This is a genomic window from Nostoc sp. NMS7, assembly GCF_017115085.1.
GTDB lineage: Bacteria > Cyanobacteriota > Cyanobacteriia > Cyanobacteriales > Nostocaceae > Nostoc.
In genome coordinates, this window is record NZ_JABXKJ010000261.1 from 18,439 (window position 1) to 40,910 (window position 22,472).

Sequence of the window (22,472 nt, forward strand, 5' to 3'; positions counted from 1 at the left end):
TCACAAAGAATAAATTGTAATAAATATTACACTTTTTTCATCACAGGTGTTTTTCAGGAAAGCTGAGGATGAAAGCAAAATTCAGCTAATAACAACAAAAAATCAAAACAGCGAAATGTAAAATTCTATTCCCTTAGGCTTGTTGGTGTGTAAATACCTACAAAATCATTGCAGCTTAAAAAATTTTAATATAAATTCTCATCAAATAGTTTTAAGGTAACGTTTTAATGGCTTTTTTAGCCGTTAGTGAATCCAAACTTCGGCAGTTAACTTTTTAAAGTTGAGAATTTTAGCATGAGCAGCAATTTAGCAACCAAATTACGTGTAGGCACTAAAAAAGCCCACACAATGGCAGAGAATGTAGGTTTTGTCAAGTGCTTTTTAAGAGGAGTAGTCGAGAAAAACTCTTACCGGAAACTAGTTGCTAACTTCTACTTCGTCTACTCAGCGATGGAAGAGGAAATGGAAAAGCATCGCCAGCACCCAATAGTTTCTCAAATTAACTTTCCTCAGTTAAACCGCAAGTATACCTTAGAGCAAGACCTGAGTTATTACTTTGGTACCAACTGGAGAGAGCAAATCAAACTATCTCCCGCAGGTGAAGCTTATGTACAGCGCATCCGAGAAATATCTGAAACAGAACCAGAACTGTTAATCGCCCATTCATATACTCGTTACCTGGGTGACTTATCCGGGGGACAAATTCTCAAAAATATTGCTGTAACAGCGATGAATTTGTCTGATGGGCAAGGAACAGCCTTTTATGAGTTTCCAGAGATTTCTGATGAGAAGGCATTCAAAGCCAAATATCGTCAAGTTTTGGATGAATTACCCCTTGACGAGGCTACATGCGATCGCATCGTTGATGAAGCTAACGCCGCTTTTGGTACGAACATGAAGATGTTCCAAGAATTAGAAGGCAATTTAATTAAGGCGATCGGTGTAATGCTTTACAATAGCCTCACACGGCGTCGTACACGCGGTAGTACTGAACTGGCAACTGCTGAGTAACTGTGTTGAGATTGCGGAGTATGGTGTGTGGAGTCATAAATCCAGACAGCCTGATGAAGGATAATTCATAGGTGTTTCTGGAGAAAGAGCGAACAATGCTCAAAATATTTAGGGGCAATAGCCCTGTGACTGCTTTTGATTTGTGAAAGCAAGCATGGGGAGATTGCCCCTCAATTATTGCTATATTTTCAGCTTTACCATAGACTTTCAGCTTAAAATAACTAAGTCAATCTTCAAACCAAGCTTAATCTCAGTATTTAAGTTTATAACTCGTGAAACTTACTATACTGAGTAAATCCGGCAAAAATATGGCTACGAAAATTCCTGTCACAGTGATTACAGGCTTCTTAGGTAGTGGAAAAACCAGCCTAATTCGCCACCTGCTACAAAACAACCAAGGGCGTCGCATTGCCGTTATAGTCAACGAATTTGGCGAACTCGGTATTGATGGCGAATTATTAAAATCTTGTCAAGTTTGCCCTGAAGATGGTGAGGCTGACAATAATATCTATGAATTAACTAACGGCTGCTTATGCTGCACCGTGCAAGAAGAATTTTACCCGATGATGCAAGAGTTAATCAAGCGGCGAGATAACATCGACTGCATTTTGATTGAAACCTCTGGTTTAGCCTTACCAAAACCGTTAGTAAAGGCTTTTCGCTGGCAGGAAATTCGCAACGCCGCCACTGTGGATGCTGTGATTACTGTCGTAGATTGTGCGGCGGTTGCGGCGGGGACATTTGCTAGTGATCTAGAGGCGATCGCAGCCCAGCGCCAAGCAGATGATAGTCTAGAACATGAAACACCTTTGCAAGAACTGTTTGAAGACCAACTTGCTTGTGCAGACTTGGTGGTGTTGAATAAAATTGATTTGGTAGATGCCCAGACAAAAGCCAGAGTTGAGGAATTGATTAAGCAAGAGTTGCCCAGAGTGGTGAAGATTGTCGAGAGTGATGGTTCTCAACTTGATGCATCTATATTATTAGGATTCCAAGCCGCAGTCGAAGACAACTTAGATAGCCGTCCTAGTCATCACGATACCGAAGAAGACCACAATCACGACGAAGAAATTACCTCAGCTAATTTAATTTTGGATCGTACCTTTGACCCAGAAAAGCTGCAACAGCAGTTGGAGAAATTAGCACAAGAACAAGAAATTTACCGGATTAAAGGCTTTGTGGCAGTGCCAAATAAATCCATGCGCTTAGTGATGCAAGGCGTGGGAACCCGATTTGATAAATTTTACGATCGCCCCTGGAAACCAGAAGAGGCCAGGCAAACCCGCTTAGTTTTCATCGGCCGTGATTTGAAGTCCTCAGAAATTGAATCACAACTTGTAGCTTTATAAGTATACGCAGATGCCTGACTTCTTTGAGAAGTCAGGCATCTATCTCTTGAGAGTTACGAGTTATGAATAACTAGTTAATTCAAAAGAAGAAAAACATAATAACTGAGAATTCTTCACTTGACAAAAATATGACAATTTCTCAACTATTTAACGTTGCCAATCTTTTCGTGTTGCCATTTTGGGCATTGATGATTTTATTGCCAAATTGGAAAGTGACACGGCGAATCATGGAATCATATTTGCCTTTTGTGCTATTAGCAGGGGCGTATTTATATTTGTTTATCAACAGCATTACCCCAGAAAATGCCCAAGCTTTATCGAATCCCCAATTAGCTGATATTGCGCGATTTTTTGCAGATGAAACAGCTGCTGCAACAGGTTGGATTCATTTTTTAGTGATGGATTTATTCGTCGGCCGCTGGATTTATTGGGAAGGGCAAAAAACAGGTATTTGGACAATTCATTCTCTGGCTTTGTCTTTGTTTGCTGGGCCTTTAGGATTACTGTCTCACATCTTGACTGACTGGATTGCCAAGACATTTTTCCCGAAGTTTCAGCAGAATGAAACGGCGACGTTAGCAGAAAAAGCTGCATCATCATCTGGAACATAATATTAGGGTAGCACAGCTAGGTGTGCTACCACTTGTTGGTCTTGTTAGGTAAATTAATAATGGATAATCACTTTACCATCATTACCAATTACCTGATTTCAAAATCGTTAAGCGTTGTCGTGTCTATAGTCGGCATCTAACCAACAGCGTGGTAGAACTTCACCTGAAGGAAAAACGAGATTTTCTTTTTTAAACGTTTCAGGTTGCTGTTCTTCTTGACCTTCTTGGTCTTTTGCGTGAACAACATCACTATTTGGGTCAAGTAATTCCTGAATTTCAACAATTTTGACCAATGCGCCAGTATCTTTGATTTGTAAAAGCATGTAAATTGCCTCAATAAGTTTGCATGAAAGTTAAAAGCAAGTCTCAAAATAAACTCGCTCACATCTCAACCGATTTAGAAGGCCGAGATTCCTTAATTGTTAAAGGATATTTTTCTACCGATGTACACATAAATTGTACGAGATTCATTTATGTGTATCTGTGGTTTTCGTTTTTATAAAATTGAAGTAGCAAATAAATCCCTAATTCAGTATCTCAAATCTAATCAGGGAATACTAACTAAAACATTGTCCAAGTAAAATAAATAATCTTGGTTTTAGCGATTAGATTTCGCGTTGATATTTCTCCAAGATATCTACTAAGTTGACTTGGCATTGCAGTGGTAGTAAATCGATTAAAGGAACCTCTCTTCTACCGCCACCAATTTTTATGGGAATTGATTCCAAGACTTTTATAACTTGGTCTTCATTTACAGTGTTGGAAGTAATTAAGGGATACAACTGTTCAGCAACAAGGGTATGTAGTTTGGCATTAGATAAATAAAGATGCCATTTGGCAATGTCCATGTAGACATTTTCGCCAATTTCAGCTGCTAGGGCTTCCAGTAGTTCTGTGGTGTTAGTCTTAGCCATAAAAGTAACCCTACATTCAGAAAGAGCGAGAAATCCAGGCTTTTTTACATTATTGCTCACTTAACAGGCTGATTCTACTACCACAGGTTACAATCGCCCCAGCATCAGCAGTCCCTCTTCAGGTGGATTTTGATGGATCGCTATAATTAGCGATCGCACTAATATAAATCAGATGCACCAACAATATTCCTGTCCAACTTGCAGTCAACCACGGCAGCCACTCCCAGGTAGTGCTTTTTAAGATGTGAAAAAACCAAAAGCCAGAATTAATAGTAGCAGCGATCGCCACATGCACAGCAAAATTCATCCGGTCATCGATCTTGCGGTAATCTGGGTCTTTGCGATCGGGTTTGCGAGGCCAACGAGGAGGCATAAATATTTGTTACAGATTTAAATACACCCTATTCAGGGTAACTGAAAGTTCATGTCAGCGGAAGGAAATTATTAGACTTCTTGCATAAATCAAAAAAAGATAGGAAAGTGTCAATATAGGCTTATATCGAAGTGGAAAAATCAAGTACAACGAATTAACAATGACAGACGCTAAAAACGTAATCGACGGAAACCTAGAGGTTTGCTGTACTTCTCCCATGAGTGGGTTTTACCGCGACGGTTTTTGTCGCACAGGTGGTCAGGATTTCGGATCGCACGTCATCTGCGCCCAAGTGACATCAGAATTCCTAGAGTTCACCAAATCGCGGGGAAACGACCTCAGCACACCTGTTCCTGATTTTAATTTTCCTGGACTGAAGCTCGGCGATCGCTGGTGTTTGTGTGCTTCTCGCTGGCAAGAAGCTCTCGATGCTGGCGTTGCTCCACCCGTCATCCTTTCAGCAACCCATGCTAGAGCTTTGGAAGTGGTTTCCCTAGACGAATTGAAAAAACATGCCCTAACTTCCTCTTGATTGGGCATTGGGCATGGGTTATTCCCCTTGTCTCCCTTATCTCCCTTGTCTCCCTTGTCTCCCTCATCTCCCTCATCTCCCCCCACTCTTCACTCCCCACTCCCTTTTCTACAAAGAACGCTGTAACCCTATCTTGTTCTTAACAGTCGTTTGGATACTGCATGAAGCTGGACTTGTACTAAAGTTGCAAGTGTAGGTTGCCAAGGGTTCTTTTTGATAATTAAATACGCGGAGATTGTAACCAAAGTTCCGTGCAGCGCTACCCAAGCGATTTACGAAGTTGTAGCGCTCTACATAATCTAGTAAGCTCCAAATTTGCTGATTCACGATCAAGTCTACTCGTGCAGGTTCTTTGTCAGAAGCTGGATATGCTATCCAATTATCCAATAGCTTTTTCTCAGAGTTTTGTTGTGCCCACCATAAACTGGGAACGGTTAATCGTTCTGGGTTTATGGTGTTAGCTGTGATTACATAGTCTTTTGGCTTGGTCAATAAATCTAGTTCCAGAGGCGCACTAGAAGGCAATGGTATTGAGGGCGTTTGCGCTAGTGAAGGCGGGACTACTAAAGCGGTGAGGCTAATGGTTAGTAGTAATAAAAACGATGTCTGGGGACGGCTGCGCCAACGCCAAGGGCGAACGCACAATTTGAGTATATACATAACTGATACTAATTGCTAATTAAGGCACAAGTAAAAATTCGCACAATTTAAAGTTTTATGGCAACTATACGAATTCTTCGATAGTCTGCTGTCCAAGTTCCTTGTTGATATAGCCTTGGCTTCAGATATTCCTCGACGGCGCGAATTACTTGTATTTGTTGCTCACTAGAAAGTCCTGTTAAAAAACTGCTGGCGAACATCTGAATCCAGTTTGCCATACCTGCTTCTCCCTCTGCTAAAGGAGTTGGACGAGCAAAAAGCATGGCATGAATGACATCAAAGCCCTGATGTTCTAGCAGAGTGGCGTATTCACCAATGCTAGGAAAATACCAAGGATTTCGGGCTTGTGCAGAAATATTAAATGCTTCTAAGGCGCTTTCTAAAGCTGTAGCGATCGCCTGCACATTTCCCTTACCACCAAATTCTGCCACAAAACGTCCCCCTGGTTTTAGGGATTGATGTATGGAAGCGATCGCACTATCTGCTTGTTTCACCCAATGTAGTACAGCGTTGGAAAACACTGCATCCAATGGCTTATCTACTTGAAAGTTTATAGCATCAGCAACATCAAAGCGGATATGGGGATAGTTTTCTCTGGCTTTTTCGATCATCGTGGGTGCATGATCAACTCCCATCACTTCAGCACCAGCTTGGGCAATTTTTTCAGTGAGTTGTCCAGTACCACAGCCGAGATCCAAAATGGATTCTCCTGGCTGAGGGTTGAGGAATTTTAGTAAGTCGTCACCATACTGCCAAACAAAGGCGTGTTTATCTTCGTAAAGGGCAGCATCCCAATCATTATTAGGTATTGAAAGATTGTTCATAAGTGGTGAAATTACAGAATGTTGATTTTCGGTAAATCAACCATGTGCCTTGGGTTGATCACCGCCTATTGATCACAGTAGAAAATATTCTTAATTATGTCCAATATATACTTTTAGCTTAACTAATATTTTAAAGATATTAATTCAGATAACAGATGGAACTACGACACTTGCGCTACTTTGTCACTTTGGCTGAAGATTTGTGCCCGCATTCTTGCGTTAGTTAAACCGATCCAAACCGAAGTAAATCGCATCTGTGCCATTTTCCACAGCAGCTTTAGCACAGTCCCAGTTACCTGCTGGCGCGAGTAGTTCAGGACGTTGAAATCCGGGTTGGGAAAAAGGGCGATCGCCTTTGTCAATTCAGATAAATTAAGCGATCGCTTCCTCACCTTAATGGACAACAATCAGTATGGCGATTTAAATTTAGGGTAGATGCTCAAGAAAATTAGAGAGTTAAAAGCAATTTTGTTGAAGGCTGGGTTTGTCTATCGTCCTGCAAAAGGTAGTCATACCTTCTGGACTCACCTATTAATACCTGACGAACCAGTTACCATTGGGGGAAAAGATGGAGACGATGCACCCCGATACTTGGAAAAGCAAGTCAATCGTGTTTTGAAGCAACTAGGAGAAATAGAGGAAGAATAATGAGCGATCGCTACAGTATGGTAATTCAATGGTCAGATGAGGATAATTGCTACTTAGTACACTTACCGGAATTCCCTTGGCAGCAATTCCACACTCATGGTAAGACTTATGAAGAAGCCGCTAAACATGGACAGGAAGTGATTGAGTCTCTGATTGAATGGTATAAAGAGCAAGGAAAAACTTTGCCAGAGCCAATTACTTTTCCTCAGAAACCGTTAAAAGTGGCTTAAATCTTTTTTAGATGCTTTGCAGAAGTAGGGCGATCGCTCTTTTGTAGAGAACGAGTGATACACCAAGATTATTCCTGGTAATACTAAGATTAAGTCTATTTTGACAACAACTATGGTTAATCCTTTTACTCAGCGACCAGAACCACATTTGTTTAAGGGAGGAGATGCCTCAGATTACAAGGTAGTCGAAGGTGAAGCAGGTACTTGGGGTACTCGCCATAGAGCAAGTGGAGAGACTATTCAATCCGTTAGACCAGCTATTGATATGTTTAACATTGCTAATTTGGGAGTAAATATACTCAATCTGGGTGTAGGCATTTACAATGCTGCCCAACTTCACAAGGTCAAAAAGAAATTAGACCGGAATCAAGAGCAGATTCAATCATGTGTTGAGAAGTTAGGCAGAAATCATGAACAAGTTCAAGCAGTCTCAGATAAATTAGACAGAAATCATGAACAAATTCACTCTTGCTTTAACAGTATTCAAAATGCCCTTACTGTTCAACACCGCACTCTTGAGTTATTAGTTTGTAATCAGTGTAACTCAGCACAGCAAATGAATATTCTCCGTGAGGAGATGCGTACAGGTTTTCAAAATGTTGTAGAAGAAGTTAAAGATTTAGAAGCTCGTAGCCGTAGAGATGAGTTTGAGACTCGAACTTTTCTACTACTCAAAACCTATGAACGATTTACCTATACAGTGCCTGAATTACTAGAAGCAGATCCACTTATTCAAAGAGCCGAGGATTTAGAAGCTTGGCTGCGAACTCAACTTAATCGTATTGACATAGGCAAACCGGAAAGATTACCACTAATGGTAGCTCTTGCCTTTAGTGTCAGAGCAAAAGCTGATGCCTTTGAAGCGAAAGGAGGAGATTACACAAGTTTTGCTACTAAAGATATTGGGTTACTAATAAATCAACTGCATGATGAGGCTCGCGCATTCTGTGAGGGACGCAGTTTATATACTCTTGGAGTAGAAATGCCAGAAATACTCTACCAGTACGCCTTTTTGAATCGAAGTCTTTGCAAAGGGTATGAATTTAAGAAAAAAGTTAAGCAAGTTGATTCGGAATTGATTTTTTCGGTAGAAGAGTTGAATTGGGATGATGGAATGCAAGAATTAAGAGAATTATTTAAACCTAACATTGAATATACTGAATTTTTGGGTGGACACCAAGATATTAAGCTAAATACTATGGCAGATTACGATTGGTACATACGTTTTGCAAATCAAGATAGATTAACTTTTAACGTTCACTCTCATCCCTCAATAAAACTTTCTAATATTCTATGGAAGATAGGTCATCCAGAATTTAAGACTGGGGGAATTGAAAAAACTACACTCAATACTCTTATGTCTTTTGCTCTACCTGAAAGAGTTAATAAGATTTCACATCTTATACAAGCAGAGTTTAAGCTAGAGACTTCCCCTAAACTTCTTGTGGGTAAAACTGAAGTAATAGCGACAAGTATATAATCAGGCAAAAACCATGAATAAGTATAAGGAAATTTTACGTGTCGTACTTGCTATATCGATCATTGTGGTTGGAGTAACACACTTTATTATTCCAGAACCATTTGTCAAAATTGTGCCGCCGCAACTTCCTTACCCTTTAGGATTAGTTTATCTCAGTGGCTTTTATGAAATTTTAGGTGGTATCGGGTTATTAGTCCCGCCTGTAAGTCAAGCTGCTGCTTGGGGACTTATTGCTCTTTTTATTGCGGTTTTACCTGCCAATATCAACATGGCGGTTAATCATATTAAGCTAGAACATATACCAAATTCACCTTGGTTACACGTAGTCAGACTTCCCTTTCAAGCAGTTTTAATTGCTTGGGCTTGGTGGTACACGAAATCTTCTGATTGGGAAAAACAAGCTTCTATCATTCCTAAATCACTGATTCCCAAAGGACTAAAATTGAAATAAGTACGTTTTTTTATATTTGAATCATGCGCGTTGCAACTTTGTTTGGGATAACACTCTCGTTAGCAATAAGCATTGGAGGAGTTGCCGTGACGGGGACTCAAGCAGTGCAGCTTAGAGATGGTACTGTCTACTTTGTCGAACCGCCGAAACTTGTTAAGGCGACAACTACTTACAAAGATGTGAATATTTTGGGCGGGACTTATTATTTTACTATTAATTTGCCAGAGAATGCTGGAGAATCCCTCCAGAAGGTAACGATCGCTCAGAAAGAAGGAGTAGAAAACATCGACTACAATCTTAATGATACCCGCGCCTTTGTCGGAACAAGCGATCGTAAAGAAACGCGACTAAAACTAGGCGCAGTCACAAACGAGCGCAAGACACGCACGGTTTCTGTGAACTTTGACCCGCCTGTAACTCCGGGACAAACAATTACAATCGCCCTCCGCCCTGTGAGTAATCCCAGCTTTTCTGGTGTCTACTTATTGGGTGTCACAGCGTTCCCGGTGGGTGAGAAATCCCACGGCCAATTTCTTGGCTTTGGACGGTTTCAGTTTTACAGCAATAGGGGAAGCTGGTTTCCATAAACAAGGCAAGTTTTGGTAATCACGATCGCTTAATCTGATTGAGAACTAATACGGTAAGCGATCGCAAAACTTTAGAATAACTCTAATATCTCGAAAAGTAGAAAAGTGTTTTTATGAGCATCCCACTTGTAAAGCAGCCCACACAAGAAAAACTGGTAACTCTCAAAAATGTTTCTTGGGAGCAATTCAAAGGGATTGAGGCACAACTTCAAGATAACCGCAATGTCAGACTGTTTTATTTGTCAGGAATCTTAGAAATTATGTCGCCCATTGGAGATAAACATGAAAAAGTGAAAAGTAATTCTAAAACAAAATCTGGAGCAATTAGGGGGAACTTTTGTTTCTGTTCAGGCGTGAGTGCATCCCATCGCTCTTGTCTAATCCAAGCGACATCAGGAGAACGGTTTGCACCATTAGGAAGTTTGAAGCAGGTGGAAGAATCAAAGCAAACTCCTAAGTTAGTTTGGCGATTCCAAATCACAAAATCTGCTGCAATTTCAATATTACGATTTCCAGTTTCTCCGCCTGTGGGTGGCATGATCAGAAGTTCTCCGGCTGCGTTGCGTTCATATTTGATTTCAGGATTTTCCCGACAGGGTTGATAAAATTGGTTGTCGGTGAGTTGGATGATCGGGTTTAAGTTAATAGCGATCGCTGTCATAAATCAATATTTATCTCCAGATTATTTGCAAATTTAAAATAAATCCTGGTAAAATATCTTCTCCTGATAATTGTTGTGGAGATGTTAATATTTCCACTGGTTGACCAAGACGATAAATTTGTACCTGACGCATTTTCGGATTAATTAACCAACCTAATTTAACTCCATTATCGATATATTCCTGCATTTTCTCTTGTGTTTCCCGCAAAGTATCGCTGGGTGACATTAACTCTAAAACAAAATCTGGGGCAATTGGAGGGAACTTTTCTTTTTGTTCAGGTGTGAGTGCATCCCATCTATCTTGTCTAATCCAAGCAACATCAGGAGAGCGGTTTGCACCATTGGGCAGTTTAAAACAGGTGGAAGAATCAAAGCCAACTCCTAGTTTAGTTTGGCGATTCCAAATCACAAAATCTGCCGTCATTTCAAAATTACGATTTCCAGTTTCTCCGCCTGTGGGTGGCATGATTAGAAGTTCTCCGGCTGCATTGCGTTCAAATTTGACTTCAGGGTTTTGCCGACACAACTGATAAAATTGGTTGTCGGTGAGTTGGATGATCGGGTTTAAGTTAATGGCGATCGCTGTCATAGTAATTATGTTGAGGATGACTAAATTTAATCGGGTGTGCCATCAGGGCTATTTCATTCTCATCTAGTCCGCCTCAGAATGAATTCACCAGTCTAATAGCGAAAGTCGTCTAAAGACGGCTAAGAAAAGGTTATAGTCCGTTTTAACTGACATCTTGTACCATTCTCAATTAGCACCATCGCCCGCCCAGAACTCAAGTTCCGGGCTGATAGCTCAACTCCACGCTTAGTGGACTCAAACTTTTGCTCAGTCTTCTTTAGAAGACTTTAGCTATTAGCCTCAGAATGAATTCTGAGGCGGTTGTTGGAACTGATGCAAGATATCAGTTTTAACGGACTTTAGCTATAAGCCTCTGAACTTCAGTTCTGGGCGTTTTCTGTCTAGAACGAAATAGCCCTGGGTGTGCCATCGTTAGGAATAAGTTTTCTAGACTTGCCATCAGGGCTGGGTGTTGTCATCAAATTTTCATCAGGGTAAGTAACTTTGTCATTGGGAGTACGGTCTCCTACTTCTAAATAAATAGCAACCACCGATGAGCGATTTACTAAATGATGTCCATTTGCCTCACCTGCGGCAAATCCTGCTGCCATTCCCGGTGTGAGAATTTCTGTACCTCTATCTGTGACTAATGTTAGTTCACCCTCCAAGACATAGATAAACTCATCTTGATGAGAATGCCAGTGTCTTAAAGAAGAATAGCTTCCAGGCTCTAACTTTACCCGATTTACTCCAAAGTTTTGCAATCCTGCAAAGTTACCTAACCGTTGCCGTATTCTTCCTGCAACCATTGGCTTGAACTCATCAGGGTAATTTGTGCGTATTTCACTAGGTACTTCTTCGGGATTAATAATCATTGAATTACCAATTAGGAAACAGATTTATTGTGGATTATTGCACATAGTTTAGAACAGGCGATTAGCTTATGCAGTCAGTCAAGGTATGAATCAGAATATTGGAAGTGCCAGAATTTCGATTATTATTCCAACTCTCAATGAAGCTGGGAATATTAAAGAAGCAATCGCAACTACTCAACCCAGTAAAGATATAGAAGTAATTATCGTAGATGCTGGCTCAGAAGATGGCACAGTAGAAATTGCTCAGTCATTAAATATCAAAGTTATCTCATCGTCTCCCGGTCGGGCTGTTCAAATGAATGCCGGTGCTGTAGCTGCTAGCGGTGATATTCTATTATTTCTCCATGCAGATACTCGTTTACCGACCGGGTTTGATAACATGATTCGCACAGCGCTACAACAGCCTGGGACTGTAGCTGGTGCGTTTAATTTGCGGATTGATGCCTCACTTTTAAGTTTACGATGGGTGGAGTGGGGAGTAAATGCGCGATCGCATTTTTACCAAATGCCTTATGGCGACCAAGCAATTTTTTTAACAAAAGCAGTATTTCAGCAAATAGGTGGTTTTCCTGAATTGCCCATCATGGAAGACTTTGAACTCATGCGTCGTTTAAAACGCACCGGATGCATTGTAATTATTCTCACACCAGTTGTTACTTCAGCCCGTAGATGGTTGCAAAAGGGAGTATTCAAAACTACGCTACTTAATCAATTAGTAATTATTGCTTATTTACTCGGTGTTTCACCTGAACGAATTTGTCGCTGGTATCGCCAAGAAAAATTTAAGAAGGTTTAAGCTATTTCTGATCTAGGTAGTATATCCGTGTAAATATCAACGTTGAGCCTCAGAAGGTCAAAAATTCATCCCGTGCAAGTTATGAACAAGCATTTTATAGCAAATCGATTTAATCCGGGAGATTTGCGGAAGTTTTTTAGATTGATTGTATTAATATTACTAATACTTAGCTTTGCTTTTTTGTTAAATACTGACTTTGCTTTCGCACAAAAATCTGTAAATTCAAATTCTTTTAATCCCCAAGCTATTTTAGCGAATGCGTTGCAATGGATTGATAGCCTTGGTACAGTAGGAGCGATCGCTTTTATTGCCCTTTACATTATCGCTACCGTCGCTTTTTTCCCAGGTTCTATTCTCACCTTGGGAGCGGGTGTAATTTTTGGTGCAGTTTGGGGTTCTCTCTACGTGTTCATTGGTGCAACCCTTGGCGCTACAGCTGCTTTCTTTGTGGGACGTTATTTAGCAAGGGGCTGGGTTGCTAGTAAAATCGCAGATAACAAAAAATTTGCTGCCATTGACCAAGCTGTTGGTAGAGAAGGATTAAAAATTGTCCTGTTAACGCGATTGTTCCCCATCTTTCCTTTTAATTTGCTCAACTATGCTTTTGGAATTACGGGAGTTTCACTTAAAGATTACTTCATCGCCTCTGTAGGCATGATTCCCGGAACCATTCTGTATGTTTATATTGGTTCCCTTGCGGGTAATCTGGCCATGATTGGCACTGAAGCTCAACCTACCAACCCGACTTTACAATGGGCAATTCGCATCTTGGGTTTGATTGCAACAGTGGCTGTGACAGTTTATGTAACCTGGATTGCACGCAAAGCTTTAGAAGAGCAGGTAAATAGCAATTAAAATGCTCAAGATAAATTATCCCTTGCTGAAACCAGGAGCATCTCAGTGAAAGCAAATATACCAGACGAGAAACAAGATTCTTGCTCCCTCTCCGTGGGTTCGGAGAGGGTTAGGGTGAGGTTTTACAAGGCTTTTTACACTCATTGAGATGCTCCCGCTGAAACGTTTATACAGGAAAGCTTGAATAGTATCTGTCAATTCCAGACGGACAAAACAGTTTAAAGGCTGTATTCATTGTTAAATAAGCATTAAAAATAAAAGATTGAGCCGCCTAAATTTATCGGGATTCTTAATTTTGAATACCGCAAAGGCGTTGACTTGAGCATTTTTAATTTTCAAATGAGGTATAACTAATGTCCAATCCAGAATTCGAGAGAGTCACAGTTCGCCCAATGGATGAGTATAACCAAAAGTTGGTGTCTTACGTCCATCCGCCAAATTGGGTTAATCCTCAACCCGCAGATGTTTACGATTTGGTAGTAATTGGTGCTGGTACGGCGGGATTAGTGGTGGCGGCTGGCGCGGCGGGTCTGGATTTGGGTCTAAAAGTGGCGTTAATTGAAAAGCATCTCATGGGTGGAGATTGCTTAAATGTTGGTTGCGTACCATCTAAAACTATTATTCGGTCTGCTCGTGTTGTTGGCGAAATCTGGGATGCTCAAGATTTGGGAGTTAATATTCCCCAACATAATATTGATGTTGATTTTCCCAAAGTCATGGCGAGGATGCGGCGGGTAAGGGCTGGTATCAGCCATAATGACTCGGCGGAACGGTTTCAAAAGTTGGGTGTCGATGTCTTTTTGGGTAGCGGTCGATTTGCGAGTAAAAATTCTGTGGAAGTTGGCGATAAAACTCTCCGGTTTAAAAAAGCTGTAATTGCTACTGGCACAAGAGCTGCACAACTGTCAATTCCGGGAATTGAAAAGGCGGGTTATCTAACCAATGAAACGGTTTTTTCGCTGATTCAACGACCGGAACGTTTGGCCGTGATTGGTGGCGGTCCCATTGGTTGCGAATTGGCGCAGGCTTTCCGGCGATTGGGTTGTGAGGTGGTACTTTTCCATAGCAGTTCTCATCTTCTGAATAAAGAAGATGCTGAGGCGGCTGAAATTCTCCAAAAGGTTTTGATTAGCGAAGGAATTCGCGTGGTACTGAATTCCAAATTAGAAGAAGTGGTAACAGTCACTGAAGGGAAACGGCTTTACTTTTCCGCCAATGGTCATCGAGATTCGGTGACAGTAGATGAAATTTTAGTTGGTGCGGGGCGATCGCCGAATGTGGAAAGTTTAAATTTAGAAGCAGTGGGTGTAGAATACGACAAGCGCCAAGGTCTGAAGGTAAATGATTATCTCCAAACGACGAATCCCAAAATTTATGCAGCTGGCGATATCTGTATGAACTGGAAGTTTACCCATGCGGCTGATGCCGCAGCGCGGATTGTAATTAAAAATACGCTGTTTTCTCCCTTTGGCTTAGGACGCTCGAAACTCAGTAATCTGGTGATGCCTTGGGTAACTTATACTCACCCAGAAATTGCCCATGTAGGATTGTACGAACATGAAGCACAGAAATTGGGTATTGAGGTGACGACAATCAAGATAGCTTTTAATAGTGTAGACCGAGCGATCGCAGATGGTGAAGAGTCAGGATTTCTCAAAATCCACCATAAAAAAGGGTCTGATGAAATTATCGGTGCAACTATTGTCGCCAGTCATGCGGGTGAGATGATTTCAGAAGTGACTACGGCAATGGTGAATAAAATTGGTTTGAGTAAGTTAAGCAGTGTAATTCATCCTTATCCGACTCAAGTCGAAGCTATTAAAAAAGCAGCTGATACTTATCGTCGTACACTCTTAACATCAAATACCAAAAAATTATTAGGATTTCTCACCAAGTTATCTTGACCCAAGTCAGCATCCGCCCGGAAATAAATTTCCTTTTCTTATAGCTGAAATCGGTTTAAACCGACTAATGACAATCGATAAGACTTAGGCAAACAATAGCTGAAAAGAATGATTTTTAGGTAGAGGCAATTCACGTAGCTTTAGCTGACCGCAGGGTATTGCCCCAGAATGCATGTAGTTTTGCGTAAGTCCTAATCGAGAATAGTGATAGTTGTCTCTTGAGGGGCATTATTGAGAGGAACGTTAGGCACAAATGACCAACTTTTACAATTCTGATGCCGTGTCTGGAGCAACAATTTCGCCAGTACCCAATTGCAGTATCATGTCCTGGTCAGTAATTAATCCGCTGAGTTCCTTGACTTGTAAATTCATGTCTTCACAAGCTTGTCTGAGTTCTCGTGCAAATTTGTTGAGGTCTTGACCATAGCCACATTGATGAGCAGCAGTTTCAATCCCTTGCTTGGCATTTGCTCTAGCACAATCTACTAGTTCTGTGCCATGCAGTGGTGTAGGAGATGCCATAGACGTAGTTATTATTTCTTAAATGTTTGCTGCTAGATAGATTATCAATATTTTACCTTTGACTCATCCCTCCAATGGAAGACAATTAGGGTAGAGGTAGGAATTTACAGTTAGGAGTTTAGAGTGAAGAGTTATAAATTAAGAATATATAGTTTATAACTCCTAATTCCTAACTCCTGTACAGACGCGATTAATTGCGTCTCTCCTAACTCCTGTACAGACGCGATTAATCGCGTATCTCCTAACTTCTAACTCTATTTACTTAGCCATTGATAACTTCTCCACCATTGACGTGTAATACTTGTCCAGACATATAAGAAGAATCATCAGAGGCTAAAAATACGTAGCTGGGAGCAACTTCTTCTGGTTGTCCAGCTCGTTCCATTGGTACTTGTTTCCCAAAAGTTTGAACTTTCTCTTTCGGAAAAGTTGAGGGAATTAAAGGTGTCCAAATTGGCCCTGGTGCGACAGCGTTAACGCGAATCTTCTTTGACACCAAATTTTGTGATAAGGAGCGAGTAAAAGCAACGATCGCACCTTTTGTAGAGGAATAATCTAGGAGTTGTGGGTTCCCTTTATAAGCTGTTACCGATGTGGTATTGATGATAGAACTGCCTGCTTTTAAATGCTTGAGTGCAGCTTTAGTCATGAAAAACATCGAGAATATATTAGTGCGGAAAGTGCGCTCTAGTTGTTCTTTGGTAATTTCCTCAATACTATCTTGCGGATGTTGTTCGGCAGCATTGTTGATCAGAATATCGAGTTTGCCAAACTCATCAACTGTTTGTTGTATAGCTTGCTGACAAAAAGTTTCATCGCCAATATCGCCTGCGATGGTTACTGCACGACGTCCTTGTTTTTTTACCAAATCTTTTGTTTCTTTGGCATCGTCGTGTTCATTTAGGTAAAGAATCGCCACATCTGCACCTTCTTTAGCAAATGCGATCGCTACAGCACGACCAATACCACTATCTGCACCCGTAATCAATGCTACTTTATCTTGTAACTTGCCACTACCCCGATACTTGGCATCATCTGCCTTGGGTTTTGGCGTCATTTCTGATTCAACCCCTGGTGCTTCTTGTTGCTGTGGCGGTTGTAATTTTTTTTCTTTTTGCTCTTTTGATTTAGCCATAGGTTTTGTCTTGGTAATTCACCTAACCACGAAAAACAAGTACACAAGTTTCATCTGATGAAAGATTTATACTTTTCATCTGCTTTCAAGTTAACTATTATGTTGCTGTACTTTATCGCTCCCTAGAGGTAAAGTAAGCTGCAATTTGCTCAACCTTAAGACGGAAAATAAATTAAGGAAATAGTGATAAACAAGATTCCCGACTTCTTAAATAAGTCGGGAATCTGGGGGTTGCAATTATCACAAATTAAGTAGGATTGCTATAGTTTGATTTATTCTTGCCGACTTTCTTAAAATTATTGCAAAACTACCTGAATCCTGACACCTGGGCTATACCTTTAAACTAAACGTCCAAAAGTCTGCGTGGTGCGCTACATTGAGATCATTAGAGAGCAGGGGTTATGGCAACACTAAATATTTCCGAGTTAGAACAGATTGAAAAGTTTCGCCATTTACAATCAACTCTGCGCGATCGCTGGAAAACGATTGAGCTATTTGACAATAGTGAAGCGGATATTATAATTATTCCCTCCCTGAGTATCGACCAGCGCGAACTCCAAAAGATTGAAGGCTGCGAACATTATGAAGAAAGATTACTATTTTCCTTAATTCGGTTACAAAATCCCCGGACTCGGCTAGTTTATGTAACATCAGTACCGTTGCATCCTAGTATCATTGATTATTATCTGCAACTGTTGCCAGGAATTCCCTTTTCTCATGCTCGGAATCGCTTGCTGCTACTTTCAACTTACGATTCCTCTCTTAAGCCCCTCAGCCAAAAGATTTTAGAACGCCCCCGCCTGCTAGAGCGGATTCATCAATCTTTGAGGCTAGAGAAATCATTTATGATCTGTTACAACTCTTCGCACTGGGAAGGCGAATTGTCTGTAAAATTAGGTGTACCACTATATGCTGCCGCACCAGATTTACAGATTTGGGGGACAAAAAGTGGGAGTCGGCAAATCTTCAAGGAAAGCGGAGTACCGCATCCAGATGGCACCGAAAAAGTTTGGAATCATACAGATTTGGCAGAAGCTACCGGTGATTTGTGGGAACGACAACCAACATTACAACGGGTAGTGGTAAAACTCAACGAAGGCATTTCTGGAGAAGGGAATGCCTTGCTAGACTTTAGACCGATTGAGAATTTAGCACCAAGTAAAGGTACTCATGCCCAAAGGGTAGCAGCAATTAGCGATCGCTTCTCAACAATGCGCTTTCAAGCAAAGCAAGAGAGTTGGGACAATTTTTCCGGAAGAATCAGGGAATTAGGGGCGATCGCTGAAGCATTTGTGGAAGGCGAAATTAAGCGATCGCCCAGTGTCCAAGGGCGGATCACACCCACTGGCGAAGTGGAAATCCTTTCAACCCACGACCAAATTCTTGGAGGTCCAGACGGTCAAATTTATCTTGGTTGTCGCTTTCCGGCTGATGAAAGCTATCGGTTGCAATTACAGCAATTGGGATTACAAGTTGGCAGAAAGCTAGCAGAAAAAGGCACTTTAGAGCGATTTGGTGTAGATTTTATCGCTGTTGACAAGGGTAATGGAGAGTGGGATATTCAGGCGATCGAAATTAACCTGCGTAAAGGCGGCACAACTCATCCATTCATGACCCTGAAATTATTAACGAACGGTCGTTATGACCTTTCCACGGGCTTATTTTATAGTCAACAAGGTCGTCCCAAATACTACATTGCCACTGACAATCTCCAAAAAGAGCGCTATCAGGGATTATTACCTAATGATTTGATGGATATCATCGCTCACCAGAGACTACACTTTGACAGTGGTACTGAAACAGGTACAGTCTTTCATCTTATGGGTTGCCTTTCGCAGTTTGGCAAGTTGGGATTAACCAGCATCGGTGATTCCCCGCAACAAGCACAAGACATTTATAACAAAGTTGTCAAAGTTCTGGATGAAGAAACCCGTAGCAATAATCATGATTTCTCGGCGTTTTCAGATTATTCCTTTCCCGTGGTTTGGGATGAACATAGTTAAGGAATGTCGTTTGCAACAGATGAATTGGCTCTAGGGGTGTACAACTGTACGCCCCTACCTATGTATCCGTATTAGGTATTTCGTGAAATGATATCAAGACTTACGCGTTGACAATAAATACCAAATATATATCAGGTGAAAAACCACATCTTTTGTAGGGGTTTAGCATGCTAAACCCCTACAGCATCGTCTATTTACGACCAAAGGATAATTAAGAAAAGCCTGAAACAACCTATTTTTGTTAACGCAGATCATGATGAATTTGTACAGTGCGTAAGTACTAGATATAGGACTCCGATCAGATTTATCAGTGAACCATCTAGGCTAAAATGTTCCAAAAAAATTGTAGGTTGGGGAGCCACTGCGTTGCGCGGGTTTCCCGCGTTGTAGCAAGTGGCGTTGGAGGCTTTGCGTAACCCAACATCATGATATATGTTGGGTTGCGCTCCGCTCCACCCAACCTACGTCTACGTCTAATGCACTACTTTAGCCTAGAGGGTCCACTACGTGCATTTCAAAAATATAGGACTCCGATCAGATTTATCAGTACTACGCTCAATGAAGGTAAACGTCAAGTCAGCAACTTATATTGTCCGGGTGCGGGTTGATGGGGCGGAAAGTCCACTCCACAAGAATTAGTCTGGAGAATATGATTCGCTACAGGTGACGATTTTATGAATGCTATGACAATTATCAAAAAAAGCTAAAATATACATCTATGTGGTAGTGGTTAAACTAAATTCGACCTGGGGCATTCCAAGTCATTAGAAGCATCCAAAAATGGCAAAGACTCTTGATGCGGCACTTACGAGGTGCGGTATTTAAGTTAGCATAACTTGCAGCGGTTCTTGCCAATCTAACTGCAACTGTAAATTAGCATTGCCGCGATTAATGGCAATTTCTACCCAGCCGTGACTGCCAACTAAAGCTATTATCTCTCCCACGTTGACATCACTGTAAGTTTCACAGCCTAGTATACTTAACCCGGCGGCTTGCACACACCAAGTTTTGCCTTGTACGTAACTTCCTGGAATGTTGCTCACTAAGTTGCCAAAATTGTCAATATATTGAATGCAACCCACTACACCTGTGGTTGTCTGCTTGCACTCGCCGATATCCAGTTTTACCAAACTTGCTGGATCAATTTCTTGTCCTAGCTGTTTGAGGGAGACGCCACTAGCAAGATTAGCCCCGATTGGTGCAAAGATATCTCTACCGTGAAAAGTCTTGCTTGGTTGAGGAGTTCGCCAATAGTTAAGATTTGTGAGTTCGACGGCACAGGTCGCTGGGCTTTGACTCAGTACCCCACTGAATATACCATTATCTGGGCCGACGAGAAACCCTTGAGCAAATTCTACTGCGATCGCTCGTCGCTTGCTTCCCACACCCGGATCTACTACTGCCACATGCACTGTCCCAACTGGGAAATAGGGATAAGCATTCATCAGGCAAAACCGGGCTGCTTTGATATCTTGCGGTCCAATTTGGTGCGTTAAGTCTACCACCGTCAGTCTTCTGTTGATTTGGGCGATGATTCCCTTCATTATGCCCACATAAACATCGCGATCGCCGAAATCGCTCAGTAAAGTCACAAGCGGTTGTTGATTTATCTGATTTGTGTACATAATTCTTAATCAAATTAATTACATAAAAAAATATTTTTCTGTAGCAACAGCTACAAAATGTGTGTTATGTTAAGAAGACAAGACATAAAGCGAAAAATTAAAAAAGGTAATCACTATGAGTCAAAATAGACTACAAAGTGTGAGCAAAGGACAAGAAGTTCACAGAGCGAATATTCAAAAAAGCCTAGAGCATCGCTTGCAAGTAGCCAGAGCAAAGGGCGACGAACAACTGATTCGTCAACTAGAAGCTGAGATGACACATTTCAGCTAAATCAAGTTTTCATTGTTCATAGTTTTGTTGTGTAACCCGCTACGGCGGGTTTTTCGTTTTTATGGGGTTTCCTAGCAATTTCGCTCTAAAAGCATTTTTCAATTAATTGAATTACCCAACTCCCCACTCCCCATCCTCACACTTCCGGCTCAACACCCAATGCTCGTAACTGTGCTGCCAAGCGTTCAGCCCGTTGCAGGGCAGTTTCTTTGGCTTCTTGCTCTTGTTCAGCTCGTAAACGTTCTTGTTCAGATCGTTCTGCACCAGTCGGAATCATATTCCCTGTAGCATCACACCACCTAAGCCAAACATCCCGCTTACCTTCATACGCACCTTCCCACAAACATAAACCTAGCTCAACTTCAGTCAGCCATTGCTCACTCATGGGTATGTATTGCCGCCCTCGCAACTCGTACATCTGTAGAACTTTGTTGTTTCTCAGATGGTAGATTATCCAAAGGTTCATCATCCTCTGTTACCAAATGACTAACACCGGGTAACAAATCTTCTGGTAATAAGCCAGCGTCTGTCAAGGTGATAGATTCACTCATAAGGAATTCTGGGGATAGCAGCTTAATTCTATTATGGCAGCAGGTATCAATTCCCATAAAAAACCCCCTCTGCTTTGGTCATAGTAAAGTGATTACAAAACAGAGAGGGTTCATTTTTTATTTTTGTATAGGCAAATTTTAAGGATAATGCTGGCAAAAAACCAGTTTCTCTGATTTAAAGCCTGCAAAAACCTATGTTGTGTTTATTTTAACTTGCCTACTCAGTTAAATCTATTTCCAATCAGGAATCACGTCACCTTCTCCTTCTCCACCAATACCGATTCCAGTATTATATATTTTTGCATCAGTCAGATTGAGATCATTCATTGATGCTTGATACACATTAGAATCGTTAATCGTAGCGCGAGTAAAATTTACCCCGTTGAGATTGGTTTGCTTCAAATTCACATTGGTTACATAAGCCGATGTTAGATTAGCACCTGCCAAGTTTGCACCAGTTAAGTCAGCACCTTCGAGGTTAGCCCCTACAAGGTTGGCTCCTTGGAGCTTCGAGCCTCTCAAATCAGCACCAATTAAATGAGCGCCACTGAGGTTAGCTCCCGATAGATCACACTTGACACATTCCCCAGTTGAAAGCAGCTTTTGTAAGTCCTGCGGATTCCCGGCTCTAACCGAGCTAGTGAAAAATAGGGGAGTTGCTAAGGCAATGGCCGCTAATAGCTGGAGTTTCATAATTTTCCCCCTTAATAATCAAGTTGCGTCCGTTCTGTCCCTCACCAGTCTATTATCTCACTAAACTTTGTGAGGTCAATCTATCTATGCGCTGAAAAATTGGTTGCGATCGCAAACAGCGAACCTAGAGAAGGAAAAAATGTCATTTCTTCTGTTTTTTGACGATTTTTAGTCGATAACCTGCCAATGTTAAATCACTGTTAAATCTTTTTAAAAGCTTGGACTACTCGCTAAAGATTGTCTATTTTTATAAGTATTTATACTTGATGAATTGATTCCATAACATATCCCTCTTTCAAGAAACACTTGACGTAAAGCTTATGTAGAAAGGGTTTGATAAAAT

28 protein-coding genes and 1 pseudogene are annotated in these 22,472 nt (G+C 41.2%); 14 read left to right on the plus strand and 15 right to left on the minus strand.

Annotated elements, in window-relative coordinates:
* Positions 1-294 precede the first annotated feature (294 nt).
* From HWQ38_RS37975 to HWQ38_RS37985, 3 genes are all read left to right on the plus strand, one after another.
* Positions 295-1,011 carry a heme oxygenase (biliverdin-producing) gene (locus HWQ38_RS37975; RefSeq protein WP_292804920.1) on the plus strand — a complete coding sequence of 239 codons (717 nt, stop codon included), beginning with the start codon at positions 295-297 and terminating at the stop codon, positions 1,009-1,011.
* A gap of 308 nt (positions 1,012-1,319) precedes the next feature.
* Complete coding sequence (gene cobW, locus HWQ38_RS37980) at positions 1,320-2,360, plus strand: cobalamin biosynthesis protein CobW (protein ID WP_292804923.1); 1,041 nt, start codon at positions 1,320-1,322, stop codon at positions 2,358-2,360.
* Positions 2,361-2,488: 128 nt separating this feature from the next.
* On the plus strand, positions 2,489-2,971 hold the full coding sequence (locus HWQ38_RS37985) for an ABA4-like family protein (RefSeq protein WP_292804926.1): 483 nt from the start codon (positions 2,489-2,491) through the stop codon (positions 2,969-2,971).
* Between the two features lie 107 nt (positions 2,972-3,078).
* Here HWQ38_RS37985 and HWQ38_RS37990 read toward each other — a convergent pair whose 3' ends face one another.
* The 3 genes from HWQ38_RS37990 to HWQ38_RS38000 all read right to left on the minus strand — a co-directional run bounded on the left by HWQ38_RS37990 (position 3,079) and on the right by HWQ38_RS38000 (position 4,258).
* Entirely contained in the window at positions 3,079-3,294 is a 216-nt protein-coding gene (locus HWQ38_RS37990) for an acetyltransferase (protein WP_292804929.1), read from the minus strand.
* 282 nt (positions 3,295-3,576) lie between these two features.
* The gene (locus HWQ38_RS37995; protein WP_292804932.1) at positions 3,577-3,885 is read right to left on the minus strand and encodes a DUF3181 family protein; all 309 of its coding nucleotides are present in this window, start codon (positions 3,883-3,885) and stop codon (positions 3,577-3,579) included.
* Between the two features lie 118 nt (positions 3,886-4,003).
* Positions 4,004-4,258, minus strand: a complete 255-nt coding sequence (locus tag HWQ38_RS38000; RefSeq protein WP_292804935.1) for a hypothetical protein — start codon at positions 4,256-4,258, stop codon at positions 4,004-4,006.
* A gap of 160 nt (positions 4,259-4,418) precedes the next feature.
* Between HWQ38_RS38000 and HWQ38_RS38005 the strand changes: the two genes are divergently transcribed.
* On the plus strand, positions 4,419-4,790 hold the full coding sequence (locus tag HWQ38_RS38005; protein WP_292804938.1) for a DUF2237 domain-containing protein: 372 nt from the start codon (positions 4,419-4,421) through the stop codon (positions 4,788-4,790).
* Between the two features lie 108 nt (positions 4,791-4,898).
* Here HWQ38_RS38005 and HWQ38_RS38010 read toward each other — a convergent pair whose 3' ends face one another.
* The 3 genes from HWQ38_RS38010 to HWQ38_RS38020 form a co-directional block, all read right to left on the minus strand.
* The gene (locus tag HWQ38_RS38010) at positions 4,899-5,450 is read right to left on the minus strand and encodes a hypothetical protein (protein ID WP_292804940.1); all 552 of its coding nucleotides are present in this window, start codon (positions 5,448-5,450) and stop codon (positions 4,899-4,901) included.
* 47 nt (positions 5,451-5,497) lie between these two features.
* A complete protein-coding gene (locus tag HWQ38_RS38015) occupies positions 5,498-6,274 on the minus strand; it encodes a trans-aconitate 2-methyltransferase (protein ID WP_292804944.1) in 777 nt (258 codons plus the stop codon).
* Positions 6,275-6,435: 161 nt separating this feature from the next.
* On the minus strand, positions 6,436-6,681 hold the full coding sequence (locus HWQ38_RS38020) for a hypothetical protein (RefSeq protein WP_292804947.1): 246 nt from the start codon (positions 6,679-6,681) through the stop codon (positions 6,436-6,438).
* Between the two features lie 28 nt (positions 6,682-6,709).
* Between HWQ38_RS38020 and HWQ38_RS38025 the strand changes: the two genes are divergently transcribed.
* From HWQ38_RS38025 to HWQ38_RS38045, 5 genes are all read left to right on the plus strand, one after another.
* Complete coding sequence (locus HWQ38_RS38025) at positions 6,710-6,922, plus strand: type II toxin-antitoxin system HicA family toxin (RefSeq protein ID WP_292804950.1); 213 nt, start codon at positions 6,710-6,712, stop codon at positions 6,920-6,922.
* Positions 6,922-7,152, plus strand: a complete 231-nt coding sequence (locus tag HWQ38_RS38030) for a type II toxin-antitoxin system HicB family antitoxin (RefSeq protein ID WP_292804953.1) — start codon at positions 6,922-6,924, stop codon at positions 7,150-7,152. Before HWQ38_RS38025 ends, HWQ38_RS38030 begins: the two co-directional genes overlap by 1 nt.
* A 112-nt stretch (positions 7,153-7,264) precedes the next feature.
* Positions 7,265-8,632 carry a hypothetical protein gene (locus HWQ38_RS38035; RefSeq protein WP_292804956.1) on the plus strand — a complete coding sequence of 456 codons (1,368 nt, stop codon included), beginning with the start codon at positions 7,265-7,267 and terminating at the stop codon, positions 8,630-8,632.
* Positions 8,633-8,645: 13 nt separating this feature from the next.
* Positions 8,646-9,083 (plus strand): DoxX family protein, encoded by a 438-nt coding sequence (locus HWQ38_RS38040; protein WP_292804959.1) that lies wholly within the window; start codon positions 8,646-8,648, stop codon positions 9,081-9,083.
* A gap of 23 nt (positions 9,084-9,106) precedes the next feature.
* Positions 9,107-9,670 (plus strand): DUF2808 domain-containing protein, encoded by a 564-nt coding sequence (locus tag HWQ38_RS38045; protein ID WP_292804962.1) that lies wholly within the window; start codon positions 9,107-9,109, stop codon positions 9,668-9,670.
* A gap of 295 nt (positions 9,671-9,965) precedes the next feature.
* Here HWQ38_RS38045 and HWQ38_RS38050 read toward each other — a convergent pair.
* The 3 genes and pseudogenes from HWQ38_RS38050 to HWQ38_RS38060 all read right to left on the minus strand — a co-directional run.
* Positions 9,966-10,331, minus strand: a pseudogene (locus HWQ38_RS38050) (Uma2 family endonuclease); the annotation flags it as partial.
* Positions 10,332-10,341: 10 nt separating this feature from the next.
* Positions 10,342-10,920, minus strand: coding sequence for a Uma2 family endonuclease (locus HWQ38_RS38055; RefSeq protein WP_292804965.1), 579 nt, complete (start codon positions 10,918-10,920; stop codon positions 10,342-10,344).
* Positions 10,921-11,300: 380 nt separating this feature from the next.
* Positions 11,301-11,774 carry a cupin domain-containing protein gene (locus HWQ38_RS38060; protein WP_292804968.1) on the minus strand — a complete coding sequence of 158 codons (474 nt, stop codon included), beginning with the start codon at positions 11,772-11,774 and terminating at the stop codon, positions 11,301-11,303.
* 85 nt (positions 11,775-11,859) lie between these two features.
* On the opposite strand from HWQ38_RS38060, the gene HWQ38_RS38065 reads away from it, so the two are divergent.
* The 3 genes from HWQ38_RS38065 to HWQ38_RS38075 all read left to right on the plus strand — a co-directional run bounded on the left by HWQ38_RS38065 (position 11,860) and on the right by HWQ38_RS38075 (position 15,329).
* Entirely contained in the window at positions 11,860-12,570 is a 711-nt protein-coding gene (locus HWQ38_RS38065; protein WP_292804971.1) for a TIGR04283 family arsenosugar biosynthesis glycosyltransferase, read from the plus strand.
* An 81-nt stretch (positions 12,571-12,651) separates the two neighbouring features.
* Positions 12,652-13,425: a TVP38/TMEM64 family protein gene (locus HWQ38_RS38070; RefSeq protein ID WP_292804974.1), complete on the plus strand. Its 774-nt coding sequence runs from the start codon at positions 12,652-12,654 to the stop codon at positions 13,423-13,425.
* 353 nt (positions 13,426-13,778) lie between these two features.
* Positions 13,779-15,329: a mercuric reductase gene (locus HWQ38_RS38075; protein WP_292804977.1), complete on the plus strand. Its 1,551-nt coding sequence runs from the start codon at positions 13,779-13,781 to the stop codon at positions 15,327-15,329.
* 264 nt (positions 15,330-15,593) lie between these two features.
* On the opposite strand, the gene HWQ38_RS38080 is transcribed toward HWQ38_RS38075, so the two are convergent.
* Positions 15,594-15,851, minus strand: a complete 258-nt coding sequence (locus HWQ38_RS38080) for a hypothetical protein (protein ID WP_292804979.1) — start codon at positions 15,849-15,851, stop codon at positions 15,594-15,596.
* 262 nt (positions 15,852-16,113) lie between these two features.
* Positions 16,114-16,986, minus strand: a complete 873-nt coding sequence (locus HWQ38_RS38085) for an SDR family oxidoreductase (protein WP_292804982.1) — start codon at positions 16,984-16,986, stop codon at positions 16,114-16,116.
* A gap of 401 nt (positions 16,987-17,387) precedes the next feature.
* Here HWQ38_RS38085 and HWQ38_RS38090 point away from each other — a divergent pair, with 401 nt between their 5' ends.
* The gene (locus HWQ38_RS38090) at positions 17,388-18,989 is read left to right on the plus strand and encodes a peptide ligase PGM1-related protein (protein WP_292804985.1); all 1,602 of its coding nucleotides are present in this window, start codon (positions 17,388-17,390) and stop codon (positions 18,987-18,989) included.
* An 821-nt stretch (positions 18,990-19,810) separates the two neighbouring features.
* Here HWQ38_RS38090 and HWQ38_RS38095 read toward each other — a convergent pair.
* Positions 19,811-20,614 (minus strand): SAM-dependent chlorinase/fluorinase, encoded by an 804-nt coding sequence (locus tag HWQ38_RS38095; RefSeq protein ID WP_292804987.1) that lies wholly within the window; start codon positions 20,612-20,614, stop codon positions 19,811-19,813.
* 115 nt (positions 20,615-20,729) lie between these two features.
* Here HWQ38_RS38095 and HWQ38_RS38100 point away from each other — a divergent pair, with 115 nt between their 5' ends.
* Positions 20,730-20,885 (plus strand): hypothetical protein, encoded by a 156-nt coding sequence (locus HWQ38_RS38100; RefSeq protein ID WP_292804990.1) that lies wholly within the window; start codon positions 20,730-20,732, stop codon positions 20,883-20,885.
* A gap of 136 nt (positions 20,886-21,021) precedes the next feature.
* Here HWQ38_RS38100 and HWQ38_RS38105 read toward each other — a convergent pair whose 3' ends face one another.
* The 3 genes from HWQ38_RS38105 to HWQ38_RS38115 form a co-directional block, all read right to left on the minus strand.
* Entirely contained in the window at positions 21,022-21,270 is a 249-nt protein-coding gene (locus tag HWQ38_RS38105; RefSeq protein ID WP_292804993.1) for a hypothetical protein, read from the minus strand.
* A complete protein-coding gene (locus HWQ38_RS38110; protein ID WP_292804996.1) occupies positions 21,263-21,436 on the minus strand; it encodes a hypothetical protein in 174 nt (57 codons plus the stop codon). Before HWQ38_RS38110 ends, HWQ38_RS38105 begins: the two co-directional genes overlap by 8 nt.
* Before the next feature lie 231 nt (positions 21,437-21,667).
* Entirely contained in the window at positions 21,668-22,129 is a 462-nt protein-coding gene (locus HWQ38_RS38115) for a pentapeptide repeat-containing protein (RefSeq protein WP_292804999.1), read from the minus strand.
* Between the last annotated feature and the right edge of the window lie 343 nt (positions 22,130-22,472).